General features: G+C 43.0%; 17 protein-coding genes and 2 pseudogenes. 8 read left to right on the top strand and 11 right to left on the bottom strand.

Annotated features, from left to right (window positions below; translation table 11 throughout):
• Window positions 1-567: 567 nt before the first annotated feature.
• Window positions 568-2322 (bottom strand): hypothetical protein, encoded by a 1755-nt coding sequence (locus OCV19_RS09235; RefSeq protein ID WP_065676817.1) that lies wholly within the window; start codon window positions 2320-2322, stop codon window positions 568-570.
• A 190-nt stretch (window positions 2323-2512) separates the two neighbouring features.
• On the bottom strand, window positions 2513-3373 hold the full coding sequence (locus OCV19_RS09230) for an oligogalacturonate-specific porin KdgM family protein (protein ID WP_065676816.1): 861 nt from the start codon (window positions 3371-3373) through the stop codon (window positions 2513-2515).
• Window positions 3374-3875: 502 nt separating this feature from the next.
• Here OCV19_RS09230 and OCV19_RS09225 point away from each other — a divergent pair.
• Window positions 3876-4727: a polysaccharide lyase family 7 protein gene (locus tag OCV19_RS09225; RefSeq protein WP_167352288.1), complete on the top strand. Its 852-nt coding sequence runs from the start codon at window positions 3876-3878 to the stop codon at window positions 4725-4727.
• Window positions 4728-4753: 26 nt separating this feature from the next.
• Here OCV19_RS09225 and OCV19_RS09220 read toward each other — a convergent pair.
• Window positions 4754-6019 (bottom strand): annotated as a pseudogene (locus tag OCV19_RS09220) (IS4 family transposase).
• 171 nt (window positions 6020-6190) lie between these two features.
• On the opposite strand from OCV19_RS09220, the gene OCV19_RS09215 reads away from it, so the two are divergent.
• Window positions 6191-7228: a polysaccharide lyase family 7 protein gene (locus OCV19_RS09215; RefSeq protein ID WP_065677610.1), complete on the top strand. Its 1038-nt coding sequence runs from the start codon at window positions 6191-6193 to the stop codon at window positions 7226-7228.
• A gap of 109 nt (window positions 7229-7337) precedes the next feature.
• Here the strand turns inward: OCV19_RS09215 and OCV19_RS09210 are convergent, their stop codons facing one another.
• The 4 genes from OCV19_RS09210 to OCV19_RS09195 form a co-directional block, all read right to left on the bottom strand.
• Complete coding sequence (locus tag OCV19_RS09210; RefSeq protein ID WP_065677609.1) at window positions 7338-7994, bottom strand: nitroreductase family protein; 657 nt, start codon at window positions 7992-7994, stop codon at window positions 7338-7340.
• Window positions 7995-8216: 222 nt separating this feature from the next.
• A complete protein-coding gene (locus OCV19_RS09205; RefSeq protein WP_081090258.1) occupies window positions 8217-9584 on the bottom strand; it encodes an MATE family efflux transporter in 1368 nt (455 codons plus the stop codon).
• Between the two features lie 148 nt (window positions 9585-9732).
• Entirely contained in the window at window positions 9733-10455 is a 723-nt protein-coding gene (locus tag OCV19_RS09200; RefSeq protein ID WP_048613964.1) for a FadR/GntR family transcriptional regulator, read from the bottom strand.
• 174 nt (window positions 10456-10629) lie between these two features.
• Window positions 10630-11406 (bottom strand): SDR family NAD(P)-dependent oxidoreductase, encoded by a 777-nt coding sequence (locus OCV19_RS09195; protein WP_017072470.1) that lies wholly within the window; start codon window positions 11404-11406, stop codon window positions 10630-10632.
• A 342-nt stretch (window positions 11407-11748) separates the two neighbouring features.
• Between OCV19_RS09195 and OCV19_RS09190 the strand changes: the two genes are divergently transcribed.
• The 3 genes from OCV19_RS09190 (at window position 11749) to OCV19_RS09180 (ending at window position 15331) form a co-directional block, all read left to right on the top strand.
• A complete protein-coding gene (locus OCV19_RS09190) occupies window positions 11749-12468 on the top strand; it encodes a FadR/GntR family transcriptional regulator (RefSeq protein ID WP_065677608.1) in 720 nt (239 codons plus the stop codon).
• Between the two features lie 284 nt (window positions 12469-12752).
• Window positions 12753-14615, top strand: coding sequence for a DUF294 nucleotidyltransferase-like domain-containing protein (locus OCV19_RS09185; RefSeq protein WP_065677607.1), 1863 nt, complete (start codon window positions 12753-12755; stop codon window positions 14613-14615).
• Window positions 14615-15331, top strand: a complete 717-nt coding sequence (locus OCV19_RS09180; RefSeq protein WP_065677606.1) for a 3'-5' exonuclease — start codon at window positions 14615-14617, stop codon at window positions 15329-15331. The genes OCV19_RS09185 and OCV19_RS09180 overlap by 1 nt, the downstream gene beginning before the upstream one ends.
• Window positions 15332-15454: 123 nt before the next feature.
• On the opposite strand, the gene OCV19_RS09175 is transcribed toward OCV19_RS09180, so the two are convergent.
• The 3 genes from OCV19_RS09175 to OCV19_RS09165 all read right to left on the bottom strand — a co-directional run bounded on the left by OCV19_RS09175 (window position 15455) and on the right by OCV19_RS09165 (window position 19013).
• Window positions 15455-16129 (bottom strand): oligogalacturonate-specific porin KdgM family protein, encoded by a 675-nt coding sequence (locus OCV19_RS09175; RefSeq protein ID WP_065677605.1) that lies wholly within the window; start codon window positions 16127-16129, stop codon window positions 15455-15457.
• A gap of 73 nt (window positions 16130-16202) precedes the next feature.
• The gene (locus tag OCV19_RS09170; protein ID WP_065677604.1) at window positions 16203-17462 is read right to left on the bottom strand and encodes an alginate lyase family protein; all 1260 of its coding nucleotides are present in this window, start codon (window positions 17460-17462) and stop codon (window positions 16203-16205) included.
• 939 nt (window positions 17463-18401) lie between these two features.
• Window positions 18402-19013 (bottom strand): toxin-antitoxin system YwqK family antitoxin, encoded by a 612-nt coding sequence (locus OCV19_RS09165; RefSeq protein WP_065677603.1) that lies wholly within the window; start codon window positions 19011-19013, stop codon window positions 18402-18404.
• A gap of 509 nt (window positions 19014-19522) precedes the next feature.
• On the opposite strand from OCV19_RS09165, the gene OCV19_RS09160 reads away from it, so the two are divergent.
• The 3 genes and pseudogenes from OCV19_RS09160 (at window position 19523) to OCV19_RS09150 (ending at window position 24408) form a co-directional block, all read left to right on the top strand.
• Window positions 19523-21295 carry a sodium:solute symporter family transporter gene (locus tag OCV19_RS09160; RefSeq protein WP_065677602.1) on the top strand — a complete coding sequence of 591 codons (1773 nt, stop codon included), beginning with the start codon at window positions 19523-19525 and terminating at the stop codon, window positions 21293-21295.
• Window positions 21296-21380: 85 nt separating this feature from the next.
• Window positions 21381-22997 (top strand): polysaccharide lyase 6 family protein, encoded by a 1617-nt coding sequence (locus OCV19_RS09155; RefSeq protein WP_065677601.1) that lies wholly within the window; start codon window positions 21381-21383, stop codon window positions 22995-22997.
• Window positions 22998-23139: 142 nt separating this feature from the next.
• Window positions 23140-24408: pseudogene (locus OCV19_RS09150) on the top strand (IS4 family transposase).
• 178 nt (window positions 24409-24586) lie between these two features.
• Here OCV19_RS09150 and OCV19_RS09145 read toward each other — a convergent pair.
• Entirely contained in the window at window positions 24587-25084 is a 498-nt protein-coding gene (locus OCV19_RS09145; protein ID WP_065677527.1) for a peptide-methionine (S)-S-oxide reductase, read from the bottom strand.
• Between the last annotated feature and the right edge of the window lie 161 nt (window positions 25085-25245).

The following is a 25245-nucleotide window of genomic DNA, read 5'->3' as shown; positions in this document are numbered from 1 at the left end:
TCTTCTAATAAGCGTTAACTTGGCTGATTACTCCCGTTCTGTTTTTGAAACCTCCACTTTTGGGTTGTTTAGCAAGACTCCTAGCAACAGCAATAAATAGTGTTTCAACTCTTTCATAACTAGAAGGTCAGGGTTAGCCATCACTCTATTAGCGCCAATGCTTCATGAAATACTCAGGCGGGTTCAAGTCGATGGTTAAACGAATCTAGTGATCAAGGGGATGCGCTTGAGGGTTAGTTGCTTACAGGCCGTAAATACCTTGATTGTATGGTACGGTGATGTTGAATAATAATTTGTGGGTGGAGTGTAGAGCTGAGGGTTTTTGTTTATCTATGATAGATACAGGGCTTTTGAGAGGGTTAAATAATTAGAGAGGCAAGGGGGTATTCTTTACTAGCAGAATCGGTGCTTATTCACGCTGAAGTAAAGTTCCGCTGAGTCAGAGAGCTTAAATTAATCGCCAGTCTGCTTTTTATTCTTGAGCTAGCAATAAAAAATCCCTATCAAATGCGTTGATAGGGATTTGTTTTATCTAGCAATTAAGTCAAACAGACTTTCTAGTGAGAACTAGAATAGGTCTGAATCTAGGTTGTCGAAGTAGGTGTATGTCCCTTTTGAACCATTGTCACCAGTGTATAGTGCAATAGCGGTCGGGGAACCACCTGCACTTTCAGCTTTTAACCCAGTGTAGTCTGTTCCATCAACATTGACGGTAATGTCTGTATCTACCCATGAAATGGTCACATCTACCCATGTGTCTTTTGAGTATGACGCAAGGTCAACTTGGCTGCCTGTTTCGTTGCGGAATTTAATCATACTAGATGTAAATACAACTTCAGTGAAGCGACCACTAGATGATGCATCGTTATTAGAACCTAAGAAAATGTATGATGCTTTTACATAGCCATCGCTAGGGATGTATACAGATGTAGAAACAGAGCCAGTTTCTGCTGCGCCATTAGCAAAGTCGCGGCCGACGATAGCTTTGTTATTATCAGTGGTTGAGTCCGCACCATCTTCAATGCGTAAAGAGTTAGAACCCGACTTGGCAAAGTCACTACTGATCACTGCTGTATTTAAAACCCCATCAACACCTTTTGTCTGGTACGCAGGGTTAGCCACATCGATCTGCGTACCTACAGTATAAGAATCGAAGTTGTCTGTTACTTCGCTCGGATCTGGTTCTTCAACTTGAGCTTCAAAAAGTTTTGAATCTAAGTTATCGAAGTAAGAAGAAGTACCTAAACTGCCGTTGTCACCCACATACATTGCAAACAATGTTGGAGCGCCTGGAATAGCATTCGCTGTTAGAAGAGCTGGCCACTCAACACCATCAATAGTGACAGTTACACCATAGGTGTCATCGTCATTTGGTGACCACGCCATATCAACATCAACCCAAGTATCTCTAGAGTACGACGCTAAATTAATCTTGTCTCCATTCTGACCTCTGAATGTTAATTTACTAGAACCGAAATATAGGTCAGCGAATCTAGCATCAGTTGAAGCATCCTCAGATGTTCCTAGGTATAGATAAGTCGATTTATTTGTATCACTTGGAACATAGACCGAGGTTGAGAGTAACCCACTCTCAGCTATGCCATCTACAAATGTACGAGATACAATAGGTTTACTTTCAGTTGAGTTGTCGTGCAAGAACAAAGAGTTCTCACCAGAACTAGCAACGGCATTAGAAATGTTTGCAATGTTCGTACTGCCATCAACATTTAAAGCTGTGTAGTCCGTGTTCGCTACGTCAATTTGTAATCCAACTTCATAAGTATCAAAATTATCAGTTACAGCAGCAGGCTCACCATCAGCTTCTTCTGCGGCATCGGTCACATTAGTATCATCACGATGGTCAGTACCTGATAGAGGGACGTTAGTATCGGTGATGGCAATACCACCATTTGATACAGCGTAGTTACCGTCTACTGATGTCGTGCTGACTGAACCGTCATCATTGAATAGCGTGAACGCAACTTGACCTGAAGTTTCATCTTCAATTGTCTCTTCATAAGTGGTTTCAAATCGTTCGTATTCACCAAGTGTGGTATCTGCTGAATTGTCAGTGTAGTAATAAAGTGTTTCACCATCTGCAGAGAAGCGATATACGTTGGGCAAGTCAGCACTACTCGATGATGAATAGGCTGCTGAGAATACTGTGGTATCAGAAAACTCCCAATAACCATCTAGTAATGCGGAAGTTGGTACTCCAGGATCGGTAGAACCATCCGTCGGAATAGGTAAACCATCACTGTTACAACCGAATAATAAACCTGTCGAAAGAGCGACAGCTGTAGCGACTTTAGAAATTTGCATAAAATATTCTCTTTATGATATTAAATCCATATGTAAATCACATAAGAAATAGATAATAAATAGTCGTTAAATATTTATTAGGATGAAGATAATTCTGATTAGAACATCCTATTATTTAAAATAAAGTAATTAAAATATGCCCAAATAAGTTACAAGAGGAGAGGGCTATTCTATATTTTGACTATTTTTATTAGAATGAGTAAGCAATACCAACACGGTATTTAGCTTCACGATCTTTTGAAGATGAACTGATATCAGACGACCAGATCTCAGCAAAAGGTTTCCAAGAACCGAACTTGTAGTTTACCTTTAAGCCAGCATCCCATTCCCAGTCATCACTATTATAAAGAAGTACGTTATCTAAAGATTTTACATAGTTTGCTTCGTAAGAAAGGCCAAGCTTCGGCAGAGATTCTACTTTGTAAGAACCCGTTAGTGTGACTTTAGACTTTTGAGCTGATTCTAAACGTTCACCAGTTTCAGAGTCTTTGTCACCAAATTGTGTGTGGTTACGGAAATCAGCATATTCATGACGGTAACGAATTGCGGTTGTTAGGCCCATGTCTGCTTTATAGCCAACACGGAACTGAGGCTTGAACGTAACCTTCTTCATCTTCCAGTCGCCGTCGTTGTAGTTCGGCTCATCCCAGTCCCAAGCGATTGGCATACCAACTTGTAGGTACCAGTTGTTATCGACCTTATAAGTTGCAGTATTTTCGACTTCCATGCCGTAAATGTACCAGTTGCCATTGTAGAAACTTCGGCTGTTGGCATTTTTTACGCTACCCGAATCTTCATCGTAGTAAGAGTCGTCAGTATGGAATTTAACTTCAAGACCTGTTGAGTGCTTCCACTTATCAGATAGCTTAAAGCTGTGGCCTAGTTTTACACGGTGCTGGTGGCGAGCGTCGACATGAGCTTCATCGCCATTGGTTTTTGTATAATCAGTCGCTGCACGATACTCATAGCGGTAATCAAGTGTTGTCGCTGATGCCATTCCTGCAAATAAAGTTGTTGCCACTGCGATAGCAACCATATTCATTTTTTTCATCATTACTCTCGTATTTTTAGATTTAAGATTAAGTAAAGGTAGGGTATTCCTAGTGAGCCACCCAATAACTCATACAATAATCTTATATGTTAAGTTTATGAAAAACCGTGAGCTGGTACTCAATGCGAATAAATGTAGTATTGACTAGTTTGTTAATTCAGTTCTGAGTCACGAAAATTTCTATAATTCGAACAAAAAACACTCTCAATTGTTAAAATATGGCACTGTAGTTAACAAGTTTAACTTTTTTAACTCGTCATATAGCAAAGTGTTATGAATATCCCACTTTTAATACTGTGTTTAATCTCAATAATGACTGGTCTCTCAATTTCCCCACTTGTCCAAGAAATACAAAAGCCATGTGATAAAATAATACAAATGCTTTATCGATGGTCGTAACAATATGATCTGGATGACTTGAATTAAACTGCTTTTATTTCATTGGTTAGTTTGTTGGTTCCATGGTCTGTACGTTTAACAAATGGTTGGTCGAGTAAGAAAAATGAAAAACTTAATATGCTTAGCCGCAGCTACTTCACTTTCGTTAGGAGCGTATGCGTCCGATTTAGGAGTCCCTGCTAATTCCTCTAAATTCAAAGAGATTTTGAAAGTTTCTAAGCTGCAAATGTCTGACCCTAAGGGGAAGCCCGGGAATAAAAAGGACTATGCGAGTAAAGGTGAATTCGATGGGGTGGTCTTTGAACATTTTTATCTTGATGAACCGACTCAAGCATTAGTCTTTAAAATGGCGGGCTATAAAAACCGCAGTGAGCTCCGCGTTAACGACAACTTCAAAATTGATGAACCCAGTAAATACCACCATTTAAGCGCTGAGTTCATGCCTATTAACCCTCGTGATTCGGTTCAGAATAGCGAAAAGAAACGAGATGAAATGACGTACTTGCAAGTGCATAACAAGGGTACGTATTACGATGGCAAACAGAGTTCCCATGGCGAAGGATATATACCTCACCCGTTGGTTCGCGTGGTTTATGATGCTAATAGAAGCGGTAAGACCGATTGGTATTGGGCAATCATAAAAAATAATGCGGTTAACTGCAGCTCCAAGAGCGGAAATAAAGGGTCAGCGGAATGTAAGAAAGCTTATATAAAGTTACCGCTTGGCCCGATAGCTCAAAAAGGCTCGGACAAATTTGATATTTATGTAGGTAACCAAAGGTTAATCATCAACCATAACGACAGCACTGTAGTTAATCACGACATTAGCTATTGGAAGGATATGGTGAGTTATTATAAGGCTGGCGTTTATAACCAATTTAAGAATGGTGAAAGCGAAGCCCATTTCTACAAGTTAGCTTATTCAATAAAAAATAAACCTGTTATTACAGATTAGGGTAGTACTGCCTCATAGACTGAACCTTAAGCATTAAGACCAGCATAAATCCCGTCTAACGTGATGTTTTTCTTTGACTTCCTCTGGGCGGACTTTTGTGCGTTCTTAAATATATAGCTAGAGGCCCATTCCAGTTTATTACCTATTTCTGACCATGCCTTGTGGCTGATACATTCAAATATGGGCAACAGCCACACATCCACATTTTTTGCCGCCTTAAACAGCGAGACCGATGGCATTATCTGAAGCGCAGTACTGCGCCTGATGATCAGCGAGAGTAAACTGGCCCAGATAAGCCCATCAACGATGGCCTTTTGTGCGGTGACAAATCGTTGCCAGTTTGTGTGAGATTTTAATTCTTTAAAAAGCAACTCCACCTGCCATCGACAGCGGTAGATCGCCATTATGTCATCAGCAGTATAGGTACCTGAAGGCAAGTTAGTTAACCAAATACAGAATCGCTTTTCTTCTGCAAACCAACGTCTTACCACTCTAAATTCTTGCTTACCACTACGAACTTTAAGGTCGAGTACCTGTGAGCGATTAGTACCTCGAGTGATGTCTTTGAGCTTCTTTCCTTCTAGTTTAGATAAATGCCGGCCCTGACCGTTTCTCGCTTCTATAACATGAGGATTCAGGGACTTTGCTCCTCGAAAATATAGAAACCACCATACAGTTCAAGCTCAGTAAAGAATTGGAAGTCAGGGTACCCTGCGTCAGCCAACAACAATTTGTTACTCATTGTTTTGGGGCGGGCAAAAGTCTCTTTCTGATGCTGTATCAGCGCTGATGCTCATTGCGACTGGAGAAAAGCTTTTTAAAGACATTGTCATATGGCATTCAACTGCGGCTGGATTGCGTTTAAATCGGCTCGGGTAAACGTTCGAAAGGTCACGATGAATGTGGAAAGAGCTACCATCTTGAAGCAGCACATCATCAAAGGTGGCGAGTTTATCTGGTAGGTTGGCACTCTGCTGGCGAGCAAACTGAGCTATCGCTCGCATGGCCAATTGGCGCATGAATATCGGAAATTCTTCTTTTCTTAACTGGTTATGGTAGGGCTTATAAGCCACAGTATCTTTAGCGCTTAAGCACATCCCATTGAATTGCCTTAGTAAATCGGCAATAGATGAGCAGTTTCCTTTGCTCAAAGCGGCCACTAGGCTTACTACTAGCTGGTCGGGTAAGATAGCCCGACATCGCTTCATAAGTCCTGTACTTTTCGCCATTTTTTGAAGGCTATCAGCATTAAAGAATTGCTTAAACTGTTTTTGTAGGGAGATAATCGTCATCGGCTTCACGGTTGATATGGGTGGTTTGTTTGGCGACGATTATCTGATCATAAATGAAGCCTTTTTTCTATCTAAATAAATAGCTTAGAGCTTAAGATCCTGTCTATGAGTACTGCCTAGTTTAATATTAATGGGTCTACAAATACTCGTTTGTTATTAAGGATAATTTGGATGTTCAAAAAAAATATGCTTGCTGTAGCTTTGCTATCAGCAGTACCTATTGTGTCGTTTGCAAATAATGGTGTGTCTTACCCCGTACCTGCCGATAAATTCGATATGCATAATTGGAAAATAACCATACCTTCAGATATTAATGAAGATGGTCGCGTTGATGAAATAGAAGGGGTCGCTATGATGAGCTACTCACACAGTGATTTCTTCCATCTTGATAAAGACGGCAACCTTGTATTTGAAGTGCAGAACCAAGCGATTACGACGAAAAACTCGAAAAACGCGCGTTCTGAGTTACGCCAGATGCCACGTGGTGCTGACTTCTCTATCGATACTGCTGACAAAGGTAACCAATGGGCATTGTCTAGCCATCCATCAGCAAGCGAGTACAGTGCGGTTGGCGGCACACTAGAAGCGACACTAAAAGTGAATCACGCTGCGATTAACGCTAAGTACCCAGAAAAGTACCCAGCTCACTCGGTGGTTGTTGGTCAGATTCACGCTAAAAAACATAATGAGCTAATCAAAGCTGGAACTGGTTACGGGCATGGTAATGAACCACTAAAGATCTTCTATAAGAAGTTTCCTGACCAAGAAATGGGTTCAGTATTTTGGAACTATGAGCGTAACCTAGAGAAAAAAGATCCTAACCGTGCCGACATCGCTTACCCTGTGTGGGGTAACACTTGGGAAAACCCAGCGGAACCGGGTGAAGCGGGTATTGCTCTTGGTGAAGAGTTTAGCTACAAAGTGGAAGTGAAAGGCACCATGATGTACCTAACGTTTGAAACAGAACGTCACGATACGGTTAAGTATGAAATCGATCTGAGCAAGGGCATTGATGAGCTTGACTCACCAACGGGTTATGCTGAAGATGATTTCTATTACAAAGCGGGCGCATACGGCCAATGTAGTGTAAGCGATTCTCACCCTGTATGGGGCCCAGGTTGTGGCGGTACTGGCGATTTCGCTATCGATAAAAAGAATGGCGACTACAACAGTGTGACTTTCTCAGCGCTTAAGTTGAACGGCAAATAGTACATAAGACTAGTTAGATACAGGCCTTAAGGAATGTTTTCGAAGACCACTTAACCGAATGTTGAGTGGTCTTTTTGTTTCTTTAAAAGCGCGGGGATCGAAGTGCTTGTTATATGACTTTAAATATTTCATCCTGAGGGAGTCGTGCTTTTGGTAGCCCGTGGTTGTAGTCTTCGCTCTCTAAGAAGTAACCCATTGCCAACGCAACTTCACAGATGTGCCCATCAAGCTCTTCGCTAAATTCTTGTCCGATCAAGTCCATATCGACTCCTTCCATCGGTGTAGAACCTATTTCAAGCCTCGCAAGAACGTGAAGGGCGTTACCTAATGCTAGGTAAAGTTGCGCTTTGGTCCAGTTACCATTAAAGCCGTTATCATCAGTATTGAGGTCTGCAAAAGCGTAACCGCCATTGAGCATGTTGTCGTACATTTCTGCAGGTAAGTGACCAGATTCAACTTCAACATTCACACGGTGAGCGTATTTGTCTTTGGTGTAGTTTGGGTCGTAGGCAAAAAGAATGATGTGCGATGACTCAATTGCGTGATGTTGATTGAACTGGAACTTGATAGCGAAAGTGTCGTGGAAGCGTTGCTTGGCTTCTTCGCTCTCTATCAGAATGAATTTCCACGGTTGTGAATTAATAGAAGAAGCAGAAAGGCGGATAGCTTCTTTGATGATCTCTATTTTTTCAGAAGAAATTCGTTTGCTAGGATCGTATTTTTTGACGGTGTAGCGCTTGTGAAGATCTTGAATAATGTCATGCATAGTGTGTTCACCCAATTCTCTTAACGATTAATCTAAGCTGGATTGATGAGTCTTTTGTTGCTTGAGATGTGTTAGCCACTGACCCAATAAATGCCTACCTTCAAAGTAGTACAACCTTGCCAAAGGACAAGGTTGTATTTTGGAGATTTTGTGCGAACTTCCTTTATTTCAAAAGCTTAGTGTTAAATGTGATGTCTGGACTCATCCAAAATGATTTTGGACTTAGTCATACATCAACTCTTTGGCTTTATCGGCATCAAACTCTTTAAGAGACTTACGAGCTAAGTGACGGAATGGGAAAGCTTTAACGACTTCTTCGAATGGTTGGATAGCAAAGGCCCAAAAGATAGAGCCATCTAAACCAAAGATGATCAATGCACACAATGGAATTGAAATTACCCATTGACCAGTGAAGTTGATTTTGAAGACTGCGGTCGTTTTTCCTAGTGCTCTTAATACATTCCCATGAACCGTGTTGTAGCCACGAACAATTGGCAAGAATATGTAGAGTGGGGCGATAACGGCCAATGCTTGATAGGTAGACTCATCCAAGTTCGGGTAAATGTCACCAATGACCAGACTTAATCCTGCGAACAAGAGTGCACAAACGAAAGAAATGACGACTGCAATATCGATACTGGTATCGACGTTTTTGACTAGGTCATCCATCTTTTTGGAGCCAATCGCTTGGCTGATAGTAATCGCGGAAGAGTGAGCCCAAGCGGTAATAAATTGAGAGACAGCCCTGATCCAAGGCATCACCAAAGTAATCGCTACGTAAGCGTTGATGTTAAGTTGCGAATACAACAATTGATATATCGTTGCGCCAATCAAAAGCATGGTCACGTTCGCTGCTACGGGGAATATTTCGATAAAGTGACGGCGAACGTTAGTAAAGAATTCAGATCGCTGAGCATCTAATTTGAGTGAAATCGCTGAGCTTAAATACACGCACAAAACCAGATACAGCAAGCGGATCGTTATTGCAATGATGCTGCCTAATGCGGCACCTTGTACACCAATGCCTTCAAAATTAGAAAAACCATGAATCAGCACATATGAGAGTACAGCATTGATAGGCAGTTCAATTAAGTAACCTTTGAATGGGACTTTAGTTCTGCCTAGTGCATTAAATAAAGCAATGATCACTTGCGTCAGTGCTGTGAAAATGACGATGTATTTCGAGATATCTAGATAGCGGCTGATTTCTAAGTGAAGGGAAGCGTCGTCTGTTAATGCTTGAATCAAGGGTTGTTCGAAAAAAGTAAGTAGAAGCCAAAACAGTGTTGCTACGCCAAGGTTGATAAATAACCCTGCCCAAAATGCTTTAGATAATGACGCGGCGATGCCAGAGCCCACTGCGCGGCTTAATACTAACTGAGTACCGTTTGCCAGCGCCATTTGAATTCCCAGTACAAAGGCAACGATAGTCGTCGCAATCCCCATTGCAGCTAAAGGGATTTCACCAAGAGGAGAAACCAGCAACGTGTCGATCATCAACATCGACTGCATCAAGATACCGTTTAAGGCGAGGGGCCAGGCGAGAGAGAAATTTTTCCTTACGTACGATTGCGAAGACACAAACAACACCTTATGTGTATAACCGTAAGCTTTCTCTGAGGTGACGGAGTAGAGCGTTTAAAGAAGAAAACACTACGGTATTTGATGGTTAAAAAATGGGTGCTAAAACAAGACTGACTTGTGTCTTTGAAACACAAGTCAGTTTGGTTAATCTCGGTTATGCGATGGCTAATTCAACCCTAGAGAGTTTTTGGTTCTCATCGTCTAGCAGGACTTGAGAAGCAATTCGAGCTTGCTTGGCATCGCCTGACATTATCGCGTCGTAAATCGCTTTATGTTCTTCTAAACAGAAGCGCCCGCCTTCAGCGGAGTGGTCGATAAACTGCTTGAAGATAGTCGACAGAATATTGGCGAATGGAATGTAAAACTGATTACCTGTCGATAAGAAAATCGTTTGGTGAAACAGGTGATCGTTGGTCGTCCACTCTTCATAATCGAAGTTATTTGCCGCGATAGTCATCTTCTGGAAAAGAATCGAAAGCTCTTTGCGTTGCTCAACGGTTGCATTAGTTGCAGCGAGTGCACAAGCTTCCGGGTCAATCGCTTTTCTTAAGCCTAAAAATTGAGACAAGAAGGGTTTGGTATCTTCTAAATCTTGGATCCAGTACAGCAATTGCGGGTCCAAGAAGTGCCACTGTGTTCTCGGTTTGATACGAGTGCCCACTTTTGGCTTCGACTCGATTAAACCTTTTGCCGAAAGTAGCTTAGTTGATTCTCGAAGGGCAGTTCTGCTTACTCCAAAGATATCGCACAGCTCCATTTCGCTGGGTAACTTTTGATTTTCTTCTAACTCGCCTGATAAGATCTTGCGAGCAATTTGTCTCGCCACTTGAACATGAATTCGGCGGCTTGAATCTTCCACCAATGTAAATATTGACATTTAAACCACCAGAAATTGAAACTTTGAAAACACTAAAAGCCAGACGAATCTGGTGTTTAGTGTCAGTGTATACGTCGAATTTAGTGTGAGGTTTTCCCTCATCTACTCGGGTCTTTTGACCTTATATAGTGTGGCGAACTTAAATCGCTGAGTGAGCTTATATAAACCAGCTAACTAGGGCGTTATTTGTCCGCCGTTAACATCTAGGATTTGACCTGTGATGTAACCGCTGCAAGCGTGCGATGCAAAGAAAGCGAATGAAGGGGCAACTTCATCAATATGGCCAAAGCGTCCCATTGGAATGTTGTTAGCAATGGTCGCTTTCAAATCGTCGCTCTTGCCATCGTGAAATGCGGTGTCGATAGTGCCCGGTGAAACAATGTTGAAACGGATATTGTCTTGCGCGAACTCTTTCACCCAATTTCGGTGAATGTCGTGTAACCAAGCCTTAGACGCGGCATAGATGCCTGCACCAACACCACCGCCTTCGCGAGCGGCGATAGATCCTGTGCTAATCACACAAGATGTTTGCCCGGACTCAGCAGCAGAGGCGCGTAAGTGCGGGATAGAGAACTTAGTTGTCATCAGCGCAGAGCGAACATTAAGGTTCATTACGCGCTCATAAAACTCATCATCGATATTTTCTAGATTGGCGCGACCACCAAGGCCACCGGCGTTGTTAATCAACACGTCCATGCCACCAAAATGATCAGTGAACTCTTTGACTAACCTTTCGCACTCTAATGTGTCCATTAGGTTTGCAGGGAAAAAGGCAACATCGCCACCCAGTGCGGTAAGTTCAGATAGAACGTCATCGACTTTTGGGCTGAAAGCACGACTATTGATGCCGATTTTTGCGCCGTATTTTGCAAAGACACGTGCAGTAGCTAAACCCATACCAGCAGTAGAGCCAGTAATTAGAATGCGTTTGCCTTTTAAATCGTTAAACATCAGAGCCGCCTATATTGTAGATTATTTACGCCAATAAATCATACAATAACACTTGCTATATTCAAGGGTGTTCATCTAAAAACGGGTTATTACCGACATAAATAGTGAGAGTAAGGATGGTTTTGTGAGTTCACGCATACATTGAAATAGTAAATGAGAATTATTTGTATGAATTAAAGGTTTAAATTGGTTTTATAAACCTAAAGATGAGCAGGTTTGTGAAATATTGCTCCAACCTTTACTGGTAGTGACCTCACGTTATTCTGATGCTGTGTTGGTGAAGATATAAATCAGTGCTATAGTCCGAGTTAAATAATACATATCTAATCGGTAAGTAGACACATGGCTGGCTCTTTCAATTCTATTTCAGGCTCTAAGCGAAGCCTTCATGTACAAGTTGCACGTGAAATCGCCCGTGGTATTTTGTCGGGCAAGTTGCCTCAAGGTTCTATTATCCCTGGTGAGATGGCTCTGTGTGAGCAATTTGGTATCAGTAGAACAGCATTAAGAGAAGCGGTTAAGCTTCTGACTTCAAAAGGCCTATTAGAATCTCGTCCTAAGATCGGTACTCGCGTTGTTGACCGTGCATTCTGGAACTTCTTAGATCCACAATTGATCGAATGGATGGACGGTTTGGCCGATACAGACCAATTCTGTCATCAGTTTTTGGGTTTACGCCGCGCGATTGAACCAGAAGCGTGTGCTTTAGCTGCTCAGTTCGCGAGTGCAGAGCAACGCATTGAGCTGTCTGGTATTTTCCAACAAATGGTAGAAATTTCTAGCGAAGAAACGCTTGATCAAGAGCGTTGGCTAGATATTGATATGAAGTTCCATAGCCTGATCTTCAATGCAACAGGTAACGACTTCTACCTTCCATTTGGTAACATCTTAACGACCATGTTTGTTAACTTTATTTCTCACTCTTCTGAAGAGGGAAGTACTTGTATTAACGAACACCGCCAGATTTATGAAGCAATCATGGCAGGTAATAGTGACAAAGCACGCCACGCGTCAGCAAGTCACCTGTTAGAAACAAATCACAGATTACCAGCCGCTAGTTAATTGTTTTCACTGTTATTTTAGCTTTGATCGTTTTGCATTATCGACGAGAGGTCATTCTCGCAAAACTAGGGTAGTCAAAGTTAAAATTACGGTTGTACAAAAGCTAACTTCAGCAGTGACCTCTAAAAAGCACGTTCCATACGTGCTTTTTTTTGCATCCAAATTTGATGAAAACCTGACTGGTGTCCAATATTTAATCTATTATTTGGTGTTTCGTTAAAAGCACTAGTAACCAGTATGTTAAGTTATATAATAACACTAATTAAATTATTGTGAGTGTGATTATGCCCCAGTCTCTACTGCCAAATATTCTTCAATTCATAGGTCAAATCGACCCATTCGATAAGATCCCTAAACAAGCACTTCGTGAACTTGCCTCTAACGTTCAAATTACTTATCTCGGTAAGGGAGATGTGGTTGATTTGTGTGAGTCGGGGAAGGAAAAATCGCTCTATATCATTCGAACGGGCTCTATGGAGCAACGAAAATCGGATGGTGTGCTTCGTGCTCGTCTAGGCAGTGAAGATTTGTTCGGCTTTACGTTCTTAGATTCTGAAGTCAACGACGAAAAAGGCTACAGAGCTGTCGCAATAGAAAACACCTTACTTTATGTGATTCCACACTCGGCACTTCAAACGCTTTTCAAAGCCTTTCCAAGTTGCGCAGAACACTTTGCTTCACAGGCGCAGGTTCGCTTGAAGTCGGCACTGGATGTGGTTTGGTCAAATAAAGAGAAAAGTCTATTCATTCGTAAAGTCGAAGAAGTAGCAAGCGGGCAGGTTGCGATTGTTAAGTCTGAGCAAACCATCCAGTCGGTTGCGGTTGAAATGCTTCATCAACGCTCACCTTGTGCCGTGATCTATGAAGGTGAAACCATTGTTGGTCTGATCACCGACCGAGACATGACTAAGCGAGTGATCGCCCACGGCGTGAGTACTGATAGTTTGATCTCTGAGGTAATGACGCACTCTCCACTTACTGTAAAACCGGATGATCTGGTGCTGCATGCGGCCTCTATCATGATGCAATTTAATATCCGGAACTTGCCCGTTGTGAAAGAGAATAAGGTCGTTGGTCTTCTTACTACGTCTCATTTGGTTCAAAACCACCGTGTTCAAGCGATATTCTTGATCGAGAAAATCAAATACGCGGGCAGCGTGAAAACCATGTCTTCGTTCACCTCAGAGCGACAAGCTATTTTTGAAGCGCTGGTGGAAGGTAAAGTGGCGCCTGAAACCGTCGGCAAGGTAATGACCATGATTATGGACGCCTACACCCGTCGATTGATTCAAATAGCGATTGATAAGTTAGGCCCACCACCGTGTGATTTCTCTTGGATCGTAGCCGGATCGCACGCACGTAATGAAGTGCACATGTTGTCGGACCAAGACAGCGCGCTTGTTCTTGCTGACGATGCAACCGACAGTGACCGTATTTACTTCAAACACTTAGCGATGATGGTGACCAACGGCTTAGCAAGCTGTCACTACCCATTATGTCCAGGTAAATTCATGGCTGCGACGCCAAAATGGTGTCAGCCACTCAGTGTATGGAAGCACTACTACAAGAAGTGGGTGGCTAACCCAGAGTACGAACGCTTGCTTAATATCAGTGTGTTCCTAGAAATTCGTACTATCTACGGCAACAGTGAGTTCGAAGGTATTCTTCGCGATGAGTTGCACAGCAATATTCGCGGTAACCGTGAGTTTTTAAGCACACTAGTGAAAGACGCGGTCAATACCAACCCGCCACTTGGCATCTTCAATAGCTTAGTGCTTGAGAAGTCAGGTGAGAATAAGAAAACGCTGAATGTGAAGAAGTACGCGATCAACTTGATTATCGACTTAGCGCGTATTTATGGTCTTGCTGTCGAGTGCGATTTGTCGGCGACAGACGAACGTTTCGCTGCTGCCAATGAAAAAGGCATGCTGAGCGACGATGCATTCAAGAACATTCTGGGTGCTTACCAGTTCATTCTCTCTTTCCGTTTTGGACATCAACTTGAAGCGTTGAAGAACGGGGATGTGCCTGACAACAACATCAACCCAGATAGCTTTGGTAGCTTTGAACGTAAACACTTGAAAGATGCCTTTAGGATCATTGCTGACCTTCAAGAAGCGGCGAAAATTCGTTTCGGAGCACGCTAATGAAATCGTTTCTAAATTACTTTCATCCGCTTGAGCGAATTAAACGTAAACGTAAGCAATATCTGGGAACGGTTAAGTTGCCAGAAGCGTTACATGATCTCGTAGAGCAGCCATGCCCTGAAATGACGGACTTGGCCAAAGACAGTGACTATATCGTGTTGGATCTTGAGACCACGGGTCTAGACAGCGAACAAGATCTGATTTTGTCCATGGGTTGGGTCGATGTGGTCAAGGGGCGAATAGACTTAGCGTCCGCCAAACATATTTATCTGAATAACGATTCGCAGATCAACGCTGAAACCGCTGTTATCAACCATATTACGCCGCAAATGTTGGAAGAGGGCGCGTCTATTCATGATGCGATGCTGACATTTTTCGAAGCAGCAAAAGGCAAGATCATTGTCGCGCACGCTTGTGTGGTCGAAGAGAAGTTCATTAGCCAATACCTTCTTCGCTGCTACGGTTTACGAGCTATTCCTCTGCTTTGGCTTGATACCTTGTGTATTGAGAAAAGCATGGAGAAAGCGATCAGCAATCATGAAGAAGTCGATTTAACTCTGGCAGGGACTCGCGAAAGGTACGGGCTTCCTGAGTACAACAGCCACAATGCATTAGCCGATGCCGTTTCGACAGCGGAATTGTTTTTGGTTCAGCAGAAGCGAGTTGTCCCTAACGATAATGTGACCGTTGCCTTTCTCTATCGGATTAGTCACTAGGAAAAAGAGCTGCAAGTGCTCGGATCTTATTTTACTGATTTTAAAGGAAAAAAAGCCAGTGATTAAGCTGGCTTTTGTTTAGGTCTTAGAAAATTAGGACAGTAATTATCTTAGATTATTCAATTAGAAGCTGTAAGTAATACCTACACGGCTACGTAGTTGACGGTCACGGCTGTCTTGAACGTTACCGAACTCAACGTATGGACGCCAGCTCCAGTCAGCCTCTTTGTAACCCACTTTAAAGTTGTAATCCCACTCGTTGTCAGCACCGCCGCCGCCAGTCCACTCACTGTCAATGAAGTCTTCTGCGTAGTTAGCTTCAAAGCCGAACTGCCATGCATTCCAGTTGTAATCGATGTTACCCGTTACTTTACTGCGGTTCTTATTCTCGTTTGAAGAGTCAGACGTGTAGTCACGGAACTCGTGACGGTAGCGAAGTTTCGCTTTTAGGCCTGATTCGAAAGAGTATTGAACACGTACTTGTGGTTTGTAGGTTACGCTGTCAGAACCAAACGTTACTGGCATACTTGGTTGAATTAACCAGTGCTCGTTAAGCTTGAATTTGTAGCCGTATTCGAACTCGTTGTCTGCCGCTTCCCACTCAGAGAAAGGCTTACCTTTTTGCTTCATTTCAGCGCCGAAGAAGTGGTTATCTACCGAACCACTCATCTTGATACGGCTTGCCCAGTCTTCTGAACCGTGCTTGTACTCTTGGCGGGCATCAAGTGATGCTGCTGAAACGCTGCCTGCAAATAGAGTTGCTACGACAGCTAAAGCGATTTTATTATTTTTTAACATTGTTTTGTTCCACTGTTTTTAATTAAAAATGGTTTTCAAGGGGCGGGTACATGCCCCCTTTTGAGCGTTTGGATTAAAGCTTCGGGTAAAGCAGTTCTACATCTCGTTGAGACCAAACTTCCGCTAGGTTCTTCTTGACTGTAAATTCACTGAAATCAGTCTCTGTTGCTAATTTCACCCATTCAGGGTTCTCCATAGCTACGCCAGCTTTCAGATAAAGCGGAGTCATACGTTCAACGCGACGACGCTCGTCTTTCTGTGTGTACGGCCACTCTTTTGATAAGTCGTTGTAGTCAGCCATTAGCTGAATACCTGTATCTAAAGAGCCGCCTTTCTTATTGGTGTAGTTCCAAAGATCGATACCGACCTTGTCACCGATCTGAGCCATACCTACCAATGGATCTAAGCTGAAGTAGTGGTAGTGGTAAGCACGCGTACGCTCGATTTCATGAGGCTGAGAGCCGTCTTTTTCGAATTGAGTGTCGATACGCATCTTGCCTTTTTGAACCATTTGCTTGGCAAGCGCATCGTTACCAATAAAGTAAGAAACACCAGCAACTTGATAGTCGTACCAAGTGCCGTGGTTGTTTTCTGCGTAAGCTTCGCCTTTAGGACCGCCTGATAGATCATCAATGATCAACCAGTCCAAATATTCGCTGTACCATTGGGTAATTTGTGTCTCGTCAGATTCTGTCCAGGTAGTTGATTGAGACAAAATAGCGATTGAATCCAACATGCGATCAGTCAGTGTTCTAGTATCGATGATTCCACCGCGGCGACCTTCTGCAACACCAGGAACACCTTGTCCGTAGTTCACGTTCGGGTTCATTTTGGTGTCTTCGTTGAAGAACCAAGTTCTAACGTATTCGATACCTTGCTGAGCGTATTTTTCGTCTTGGCTAAAATAGTAGGCGATCGCTAATGCGCGAACAGAACGGGTGAAGTGGCCAATACGTTTTGAGTCAGTTTCGTCAGTTTTTGATGCTGGGTTTGTTTTTCCGTCATGGCGAACCCATGGAAGCCCATCTTCTTTTGATTCATCAGGCCACCAGTAAGGGCTGATGCTCATGTAATCGTTTTTGCTGCCGCTTGGTGGAACCATGCCTTTATCAGCAACGCTGAAAGGACCATCGTTCATTGCTAGTTCTGCTTCTTCAATCAACTTGGTGTAAGCATCTTTCATTGAATCAGAAGCTTTATCTGACTGAAGAAGAGTACGGTTCGATTCTAATGTTGCTTCATCGAGGAAAACGAATTCAGCGGCCATAGCTTGTGAACCGAAAGTGATAGCACCAATACAGGCAGCCAGATGTAGGAGTCGGGGGGCTTTCATATTTACGCCTTTGTTTTGCATTTAAATAATACAAATATGATAGCGATCCGAGGCGTGATAATCTGTGAATTTGATCGTGTTGTTGGGACAAAACCACTATTTACAAAGGGTTACAAAGTTGAATTATTCCGGTAAGTTAATGATTTTTAGTGATTTATTTGGCTATTAATATTGATTTTTAAGGGTTTTGTTCGTCAATAAATGTGCGCTACAGCAAAAAATTGAACCTTTAGATATTATTTTTATTTGTAATACATTATTATTTGCTAACTTTCTGTAGCAACACATAACTTTGCTGTGTTGATTGCATGAACTGACTGTGTGAAGCCGAATAAGTAAGAGTGGTCTTGAAGCTAAATGGATTAAATCCACCGCTTTAAGAACATGAGGCATTTACTTGAGGTGATTTAAAGCTCAATCAGAGAAGGTTTGAAATGTAGTAGGCAAGGCAGTGACATAGCCTGCTATATGAGTACGAACTTGATAGGAATGAACAGGGTTCGAATAGTTACCCGTTGTTCTCATCGGCGACAAAGAAGAAATCGTTGAAGTGCTTGCGAAAGCATTTTGATTATTGCTCCCAACTATTCTAATTATAACTTCTGCTTTCGTTTAGAAAGGTAGGAGATGGTAGTCGAAGATCTGCCCTTGCGCTCATGTTGATACAGGCAACATGAGCGTTTTTTTTATTTGAAATTTGAGTAGAGAGTCGTTTGAGGCTCAATAAGCGTGTAAACCGCGGCTTAAGAATAGGCTTTTAGGTTGATGACAGCACGCTCAAGTGAGTCTGTTACAGCATCAAAGCCACGAACATTCACGCTTGGTCACATGAATGTTCGTTTCTCTTCTCTTGTTGCTTAGTTTCAGATGCGTAGCTGCTGACTTTAACAGCAGGCGTTTAGCCATATCAAAGAGCTCTGTGAGAGCCGTTCTTGATGCTTAGCTTTCTGTAGGCATCCACACCTGTTTAGAGGTGACTTTGTGGTCTTTAAAGGTCAGTTCTTCAACCTTGTCACCGTTAGTATTCCAGCGAGTAAGTTTTCCGTTCGCGACTTCACCTTCATCAAACTTCGCTTGGCTGGCCTTGTTACCGTTCGGGTAGTAGTCCGTTACCAATCCATCTTTTTGTCCGTCGCTGTATTCAGCTGTCAGGCTTTGTTCCCCGTTGGGATACCAGCGAGAGGTGGTGCCTGATAGTTCATTGTCTTTATAATTGAGTTCTGCTTTTTTCTGTCCGTTTGGATACCAGGTTTCAGCTTTGCCTTGCAGTTCACCTTTTACGTAATTCACTTTAGAGGCGACTTGACCATTCGGATACCAGTTAGTTTCTAGCCCAAGTTCTAAGCCATCGGCAAACTGAGCTTGGGTCGCGACTTGGCCGTTATCGAACTTCTCTTCAAATTGACCAGTGAAGGGTTTTGAATGGTTTACTTGGTAAGCCACGCCTTTACGCATCTGTAAGTAGTCAACAGCATCTTCACGTGGTGTTGCTGCATAGCTCATAGAAGATACCGTACTAAGAGCAATTAAGATTGGAACGTATTTCTTCATAATGACACCTTTTTATTGGACGGGGAAAGTGTAACGGGTGTGTTAAAAGCATTTCACTTCCGTGTATCCCTGTCAGTATCTAATAGTGGTTTTCAAGTTTTCATTATTGGCTGCCTAATATAGGGAACTTTTAAAAGCAAATTATCGATCTCATTTGCACTACAAATATGTTAGTTTGATTCATTTTTATAAATTATATCTAACGATATTTTTGCTGATCTTCTTTAAGCTTTGATCGTCACGAATAATAGTTTTTAACGATGAATCTTCGATTTTTAGAGACTTTGTTCATGTTTTTCGGGGTTTTGGTCGAAATTTAGTGCGGATAACTGCACTGACTTGAGGAATTGCGCTCCTAGGTGCTGCAACTTTGAACTCGATCACTTGTATGATTAATTGAGTGTCAGACTGTAAGATCACTGTCACGCATTTGGATTATTGTAGTACAAATATACTTGCCATCTATCTATAGTGACCTCAACAAAAAAACATAAATAAAAGGTCTAACGATGGAACTCAATACCCTGATAGTTGGCATCTACTTCCTATTCTTAATTGCGATAGGGTGGATGTTTCGAACGTTTACAAGTACGACAAGTGATTACTTCCGTGGGGGAGGTAACATGCTGTGGTGGATGGTAGGTGCAACCGCATTTATGACCCAGTTCAGTGCTTGGACATTTACTGGTGCAGCAGGTAAAGCCTTTACCGATGGCTTTGCCGTAGCGATTATCTTCATCGCGAACGCATTCGGTTACCTAATGAACTACCTTTACTTCGCTCCGAAGTTCCGCCAACTGCGCGTTGTGACGGTAATTGAAGCGATTCGTATGCGTTTTGGTAAGGTGAATGAGCAAGTATTTACTTGGTCTGGCATGCCAAACAGCGTTATCTCTGCTGGTATCTGGTTGAACGGCCTTGCGATCATCGCATCAGGTATCTTCGGCTTTGATATGACAACGACGATTGTCCTAACGGGTTTGGTTGTACTGGTGATGTCAGTGACGGGTGGCTCATGGGCGGTAATCGCATCTGACTTTATGCAGATGGTTATCATCATGGCGGTAACGGTGACATGTGCGGTCGTTGCTATTTACCACGGTGGCGGTGTGACGCAAATCGTTAGCGACTTCCCAACGGATTCGTTCATCACGGGTGACAACCTTAACTACATGAGCATCTTCAGCATCTGGGCTGTGTTCATCTTCTTAAAGCAGTTCAGCATTACCAACAACATGCTTAACTCTTACCGCTATCTTGCTGCGAAAGATTCAAACAACGCACGTAAAGCAGCACTGCTTGCTTGTGTACTAATGACGCTTGGTCCAATCATCTGGTTCATGCCTTCTTGGTTCATGGCTGGTCAAGGTGTTGATTTAGCAGCTGCTTACCCGGAAGCTGGCAGCAAAGCCGCTGACTTCGCTTACCTTTACTTCGTTCAAGAATACATGCCTGCAGGTATGGTTGGTCTTCTGATTGCCGCTATGTTCGCAGCAACAATGTCTTCAATGGACTCAGGTCTAAACCGTAACTCAGGTATCTTCGTTAAGAACTTCTACGAGCCGATTCTTCGCCCTAAAGCGACAGAGAAAGAGCTAATGGTTGTTTCTAAACTAACGTCTACTTTCTTCGGCATCGCTATCATCTTGGTTGCTCTGTTCATCAACTCTCTTAAAGGTCTGAGCCTTTTCGACACCATGATGTACGTGGGCGCATTGATCGGCTTCCCAATGACAATTCCAGCATTCTGTGGCTTCTTCATCCGTAAAACACCGGATTGGGCAGGTTGGGGTACGCTAGTTGTAGGTGGTGTAGTTTCTTACTTCGTTGGTTTCGTTATCACAGCGGACATGATTCAAAACTGGTTCGGTCTAAATGAACTAACAGGCCGTGAGTGGGCTGACCTGAAAGTGGCTATCGGCCTTATCGGTCACATCGTATTTACTGCTGGTTTCTTCGTACTTTCAACACTGTTCTACAAGCCTCTTGCTGAGCACCGTGAGAAAGACGTAGACAAGTTCTTCAACAACCTAGCGACACCACTAGTTGCTGAAAGTAATGAACAGAAGAAACTGGATAACAAGCAACGTCGTATGTTGGGTTCACTTATCGCGGTAGCGGGTGTGGGCGTAATGACTATGTTCGTACTGCCAAACCCAATGTGGGGACGCATGGTGTTCGTTCTGTGTGGCTTGATTGTGTTCTCTGTTGGTCTGTTACTTGTTAAAGCAGTCGATGACAAAGTCGAGCAACAAGACGAAGTGACTCCAGCCGAAGGCTAATCTAATTCGCATCCTAAATAACATCACGGCCACCTGAACGGGTGGTCGTCATTTTTATAATCCAATATTTAACGTGAGATGTACGATGAACAAAAAACTATTATCGGTAAGCATTATTAGCGCGTTCACGCTCGCTTTTGCAACTGGCTGTACAACACAAGAAAAAACAGCGCCCGTAGTCAGTGTCGCTGAACAAGCTGCGCCAGCTATTAGCGAAATCGACCGTAGTTACCTATTGAGCAGTGACCGCTTAACTGAGGTAGATGGCGACACTTTAGCCGTTGCTTCAGAAGAACAAGTGGCTGCGCTTAAAGCACAATTTGAAAACCTAAAAGATGGCGACGAAGTGGTGATCCCTGCCGGTAAATACGCGAACTTAGGTCAAGTGACTATTACGGCGAATGACATCACTATCAAGGCCGAGCAAGCAGGATCTGCGTGGATCACTGGTTTGATTCAGTTTGAACTGAAAGGTGATGACATCACGCTTGATGGCTTGGTATTTACTGAGGGCGGTCCTAACGAACGCTTTGGCGCAGTACGTATGATGGGTAATGGCAACACGCTGCAAAACTCAACATTCTACTACTTCAACCATGATTACACTTACGAGCCAGACGAGCGTCGTTCTGAGTATCCAAAGTACCTATGGGTTTCTCTATGGGGTAAAGATGGCAAAGTCATCAACAACCGTTTCGAAGGTAAGCAAAAACGCGGCACTTTGATTGGTGTGCAAAAAGATGACACGGCTGATAACCACCTGATCGCAAATAACATCTTCATGGATCAAAAGCCTAACCAGTTCAACGAATTCGACATCAAAGAAGCGATTCGTTACAACGGCAACAGTTGGGAAGCGATCCGTATCGGTGATTCTAAATCTTCACAGTGGGATTCAAGTTCTAAGTTCGTGAACAACCTAATGATCGATATGGATGGTGAGCGTGAGCTTATCTCGATTAAGTCGGGCGACAACACGATCTCAGGCAATACGATTTTCCAAAGCACAGCGCTTATTTCACTGCGTCACGGAAAAGGCAACACGGTTGAGAACAACATGATTCTAGGTAATGGAAAGCGCCTAACGGGCGGCGTCCGTATCTACGATGAAGATCATGTGATTCGTAACAACTACATTGCAAACACTCGAGGCCGCGATGGCTTGATTGAAGGCAACGCTGACCTACGTGGCGGCATTGTGATTAATACCGGCATCATCGACGTAGCGAATGGTGAGCAGCTAGATCAATCCGTGAAAGGCAAAGAGCTGAACAAGCAGTGGACGCCGAAAAACATCACCATCGAGAACAACTCTTTAGTCGATACTGAGTGGGGCATTGTTTACGGCAACCAAAGCCACCGTGTAAGTTTGTTTGACAACGCAGAAGTGGAAGGCATTTATGCGGGTGTTGATGTGGCGTTCAAACACAACGTGGTTGATAACTCGCAGTCACCTGAGTTTATAAGTGTACGTGCAACGCAAGACTTCCCGTTAGTTGGCGCAACCTACACAGACGAAACTTACGTAGGTCAAGTAACGGATTCTGAACTGATCGAAGGCTACTCGGTAGAGCTACCAAAAGTTGTTGTAGAAAACGGCATTAACGCTTATCAAGGTGAAGGTGCAGACGTGTCTAAACTTGCGGTTGTGACGGCTGAAACAGCGGGTCCAGACTACGTGCTTGAGAATACGACTAAGTAAGTTATTAGTTAATGGCTAATGGCTAAAGGTCAATCATAGACAGGATCTTAAGCTCTAAGCTATTTATTTAGATAGAAAAAAGGCTTCATTTATGATCAGATAATCGTCGCCAAACAAACCACCCATATCAACCGTGAAGCCGATGACGATTATCTCCCTACAAAAGCAGTTTAAGCAATTCTTTAATGCTGATAGCCTTCAAAAAATGGCGAAAAGTACAGGACTTATGAAGCGATGTCGGGCTATCTTACCCGACCAGCTAGTAGTAAGCCTAGTGGCCGCTTTGAGCAAAGGAAACTGCTCATCTATTGCCGATTTACTAAGGCAATTCAATGGGATGTGCTTAAGCGCTAAAGATACTGTGGCTTATAAGCCCTACCATAACCAGTTAAGAAAGAAGAATTTCCGATATTCATGCGCCAATTGGCCATGCGAGCGATAGCTCAGTTTGCTCGCCAGCAGAGTGCCAACCTACCAGATAAACTCGCCACCTTTGATGATGTGCTGCTTCAAGATGGTAGCTCTTTCCACATTCATCGTGACCTTTCGAACGTTTACCCGAGCCGATTTAAACGCAATCCAGCCGCAGTTGAATGCCATATGACAATGTCTTTAAAAAAGCTTTTCTCCAGTCGCAATGAGCATCAGCGCTGATACAGCATCAGAAAGAGACTTTTTGCCCGCCCCCAAAACAATGAGTAACAAATTGTTGTTGGCTGACGCAGGGTACCCTGACTTCCAATTCTTTACTGAGCTTGAACTGTATGGTGGTTTCTATATTTTTCGAGGAGCAAAGTCCCTGAATCCTCATGTTATAGAAGCGAGAAACGGTCAGGGCCGGCATTTATCTAAACTAGAAGGAAAGAAGCTCAAAGACATCACTCGAGGTACTAATCGCTCACAGGTACTCGACCTTAAAGTTCGTAGTGGTAAGCAAGAATTTAGAGTGGTAAGACGTTGGTTTGCAGAAGAAAAGCGATTCTGTATTTGGTTAACTAACTTGCCTTCAGGTACCTATACTGCTGATGACATAATGGCGATCTACCGCTGTCGATGGCAGGTGGAGTTGCTTTTTAAAGAATTAAAATCTCACACAAACTGGCAACGATTTGTCACCGCACAAAAGGCCATCGTTGATGGGCTTATCTGGGCCAGTTTACTCTCGCTGATCATCAGGCGCAGTACTGCGCTTCAGATAATGCCATCGGTCTCGCTGTTTAAGGCGGCAAAAAATGTGGATGTGTGGCTGTTGCCCATATTTGAATGTATCAGCCACAAGGCATGGTCAGAAATAGGTAATAAACTGGAATGGGCCTCTAGCTATATATTTAAGAACGCACAAAAGTCCGCCCAGAGGAAGTCAAAGAAAAACATCACGTTAGACGGGATTTATGCTGGTCTTAATGCTTAAGGTTCAGTCTATGAAAGGTCAATGGTTTAATGGCTTGAGCTATCAAATTAATTCACGATAGCTGTCCTGACCATAACACTTAAAAAGCCTCAACAGATAATGTCTGTTGAGGCTTTCTCGATCTTAGGTCGTGATCATCTCAATCTTACGTCGTGACTATTTTAATCTTACGTCGAGACTACTGTGATTTATACTTATGCAGCAGATCCCAAGGGATATGGCATAAGTGGTGATCTTCAGGGAAGTGACTTAAGTGATGCTGGTGGATGTCGTCGCTCGCGACATAGTGAGTTAACGGCAACACCTCAACAGCGATACGGTCGGCATCATCTCTTGAAGAAATATAGTGCTTAGCTTCTGTTAAGTGTGCTGCGTTGGTGCTGTAAACGCCTGTGCGGTATTTCTCTCCGACATCGACACCTTGTTTATTCACGCTGTAAGGGTCGATAATCTCAAACAAGTGTTCCATCAAAATCGTGACTGACGTGATGCTTGGATCAAACTCTATTTGTACGCACTCTGCGTAGCCATCGTAATCGTTTTGCGTCGACCCGTTTTCTGTTAGCTGGGCGCTTCCATTGGCACGGCCTGCTTCTGTGCTGATAACACCAGGAACGTACTTAATAAATTCCTGTACGCCCCATAAGCAACCGCCAGCTAAATAAATTTGTTCCATACTTACCTTTTACTTCTCTGTGTTTGTTGATGTTTGTTCGATGTGTGAATCAATACGATGATACCCGCACGTATAAAAAAGCGTCTATAAAAATGAGCGCGCAAATAAAAACAAGCGTTTAGGTATTGTAAACCTGTGCGACTGAACAAACAGTAGTTTAA

This window comes from Vibrio celticus, assembly GCF_024347335.1.
In the GTDB taxonomy this organism is placed as follows: domain Bacteria; phylum Pseudomonadota; class Gammaproteobacteria; order Enterobacterales; family Vibrionaceae; genus Vibrio; species Vibrio celticus.
The sequence above is the reverse complement of the archived record's forward strand: the minus strand, read 5'-3'. Positions and strand labels throughout refer to the sequence as shown.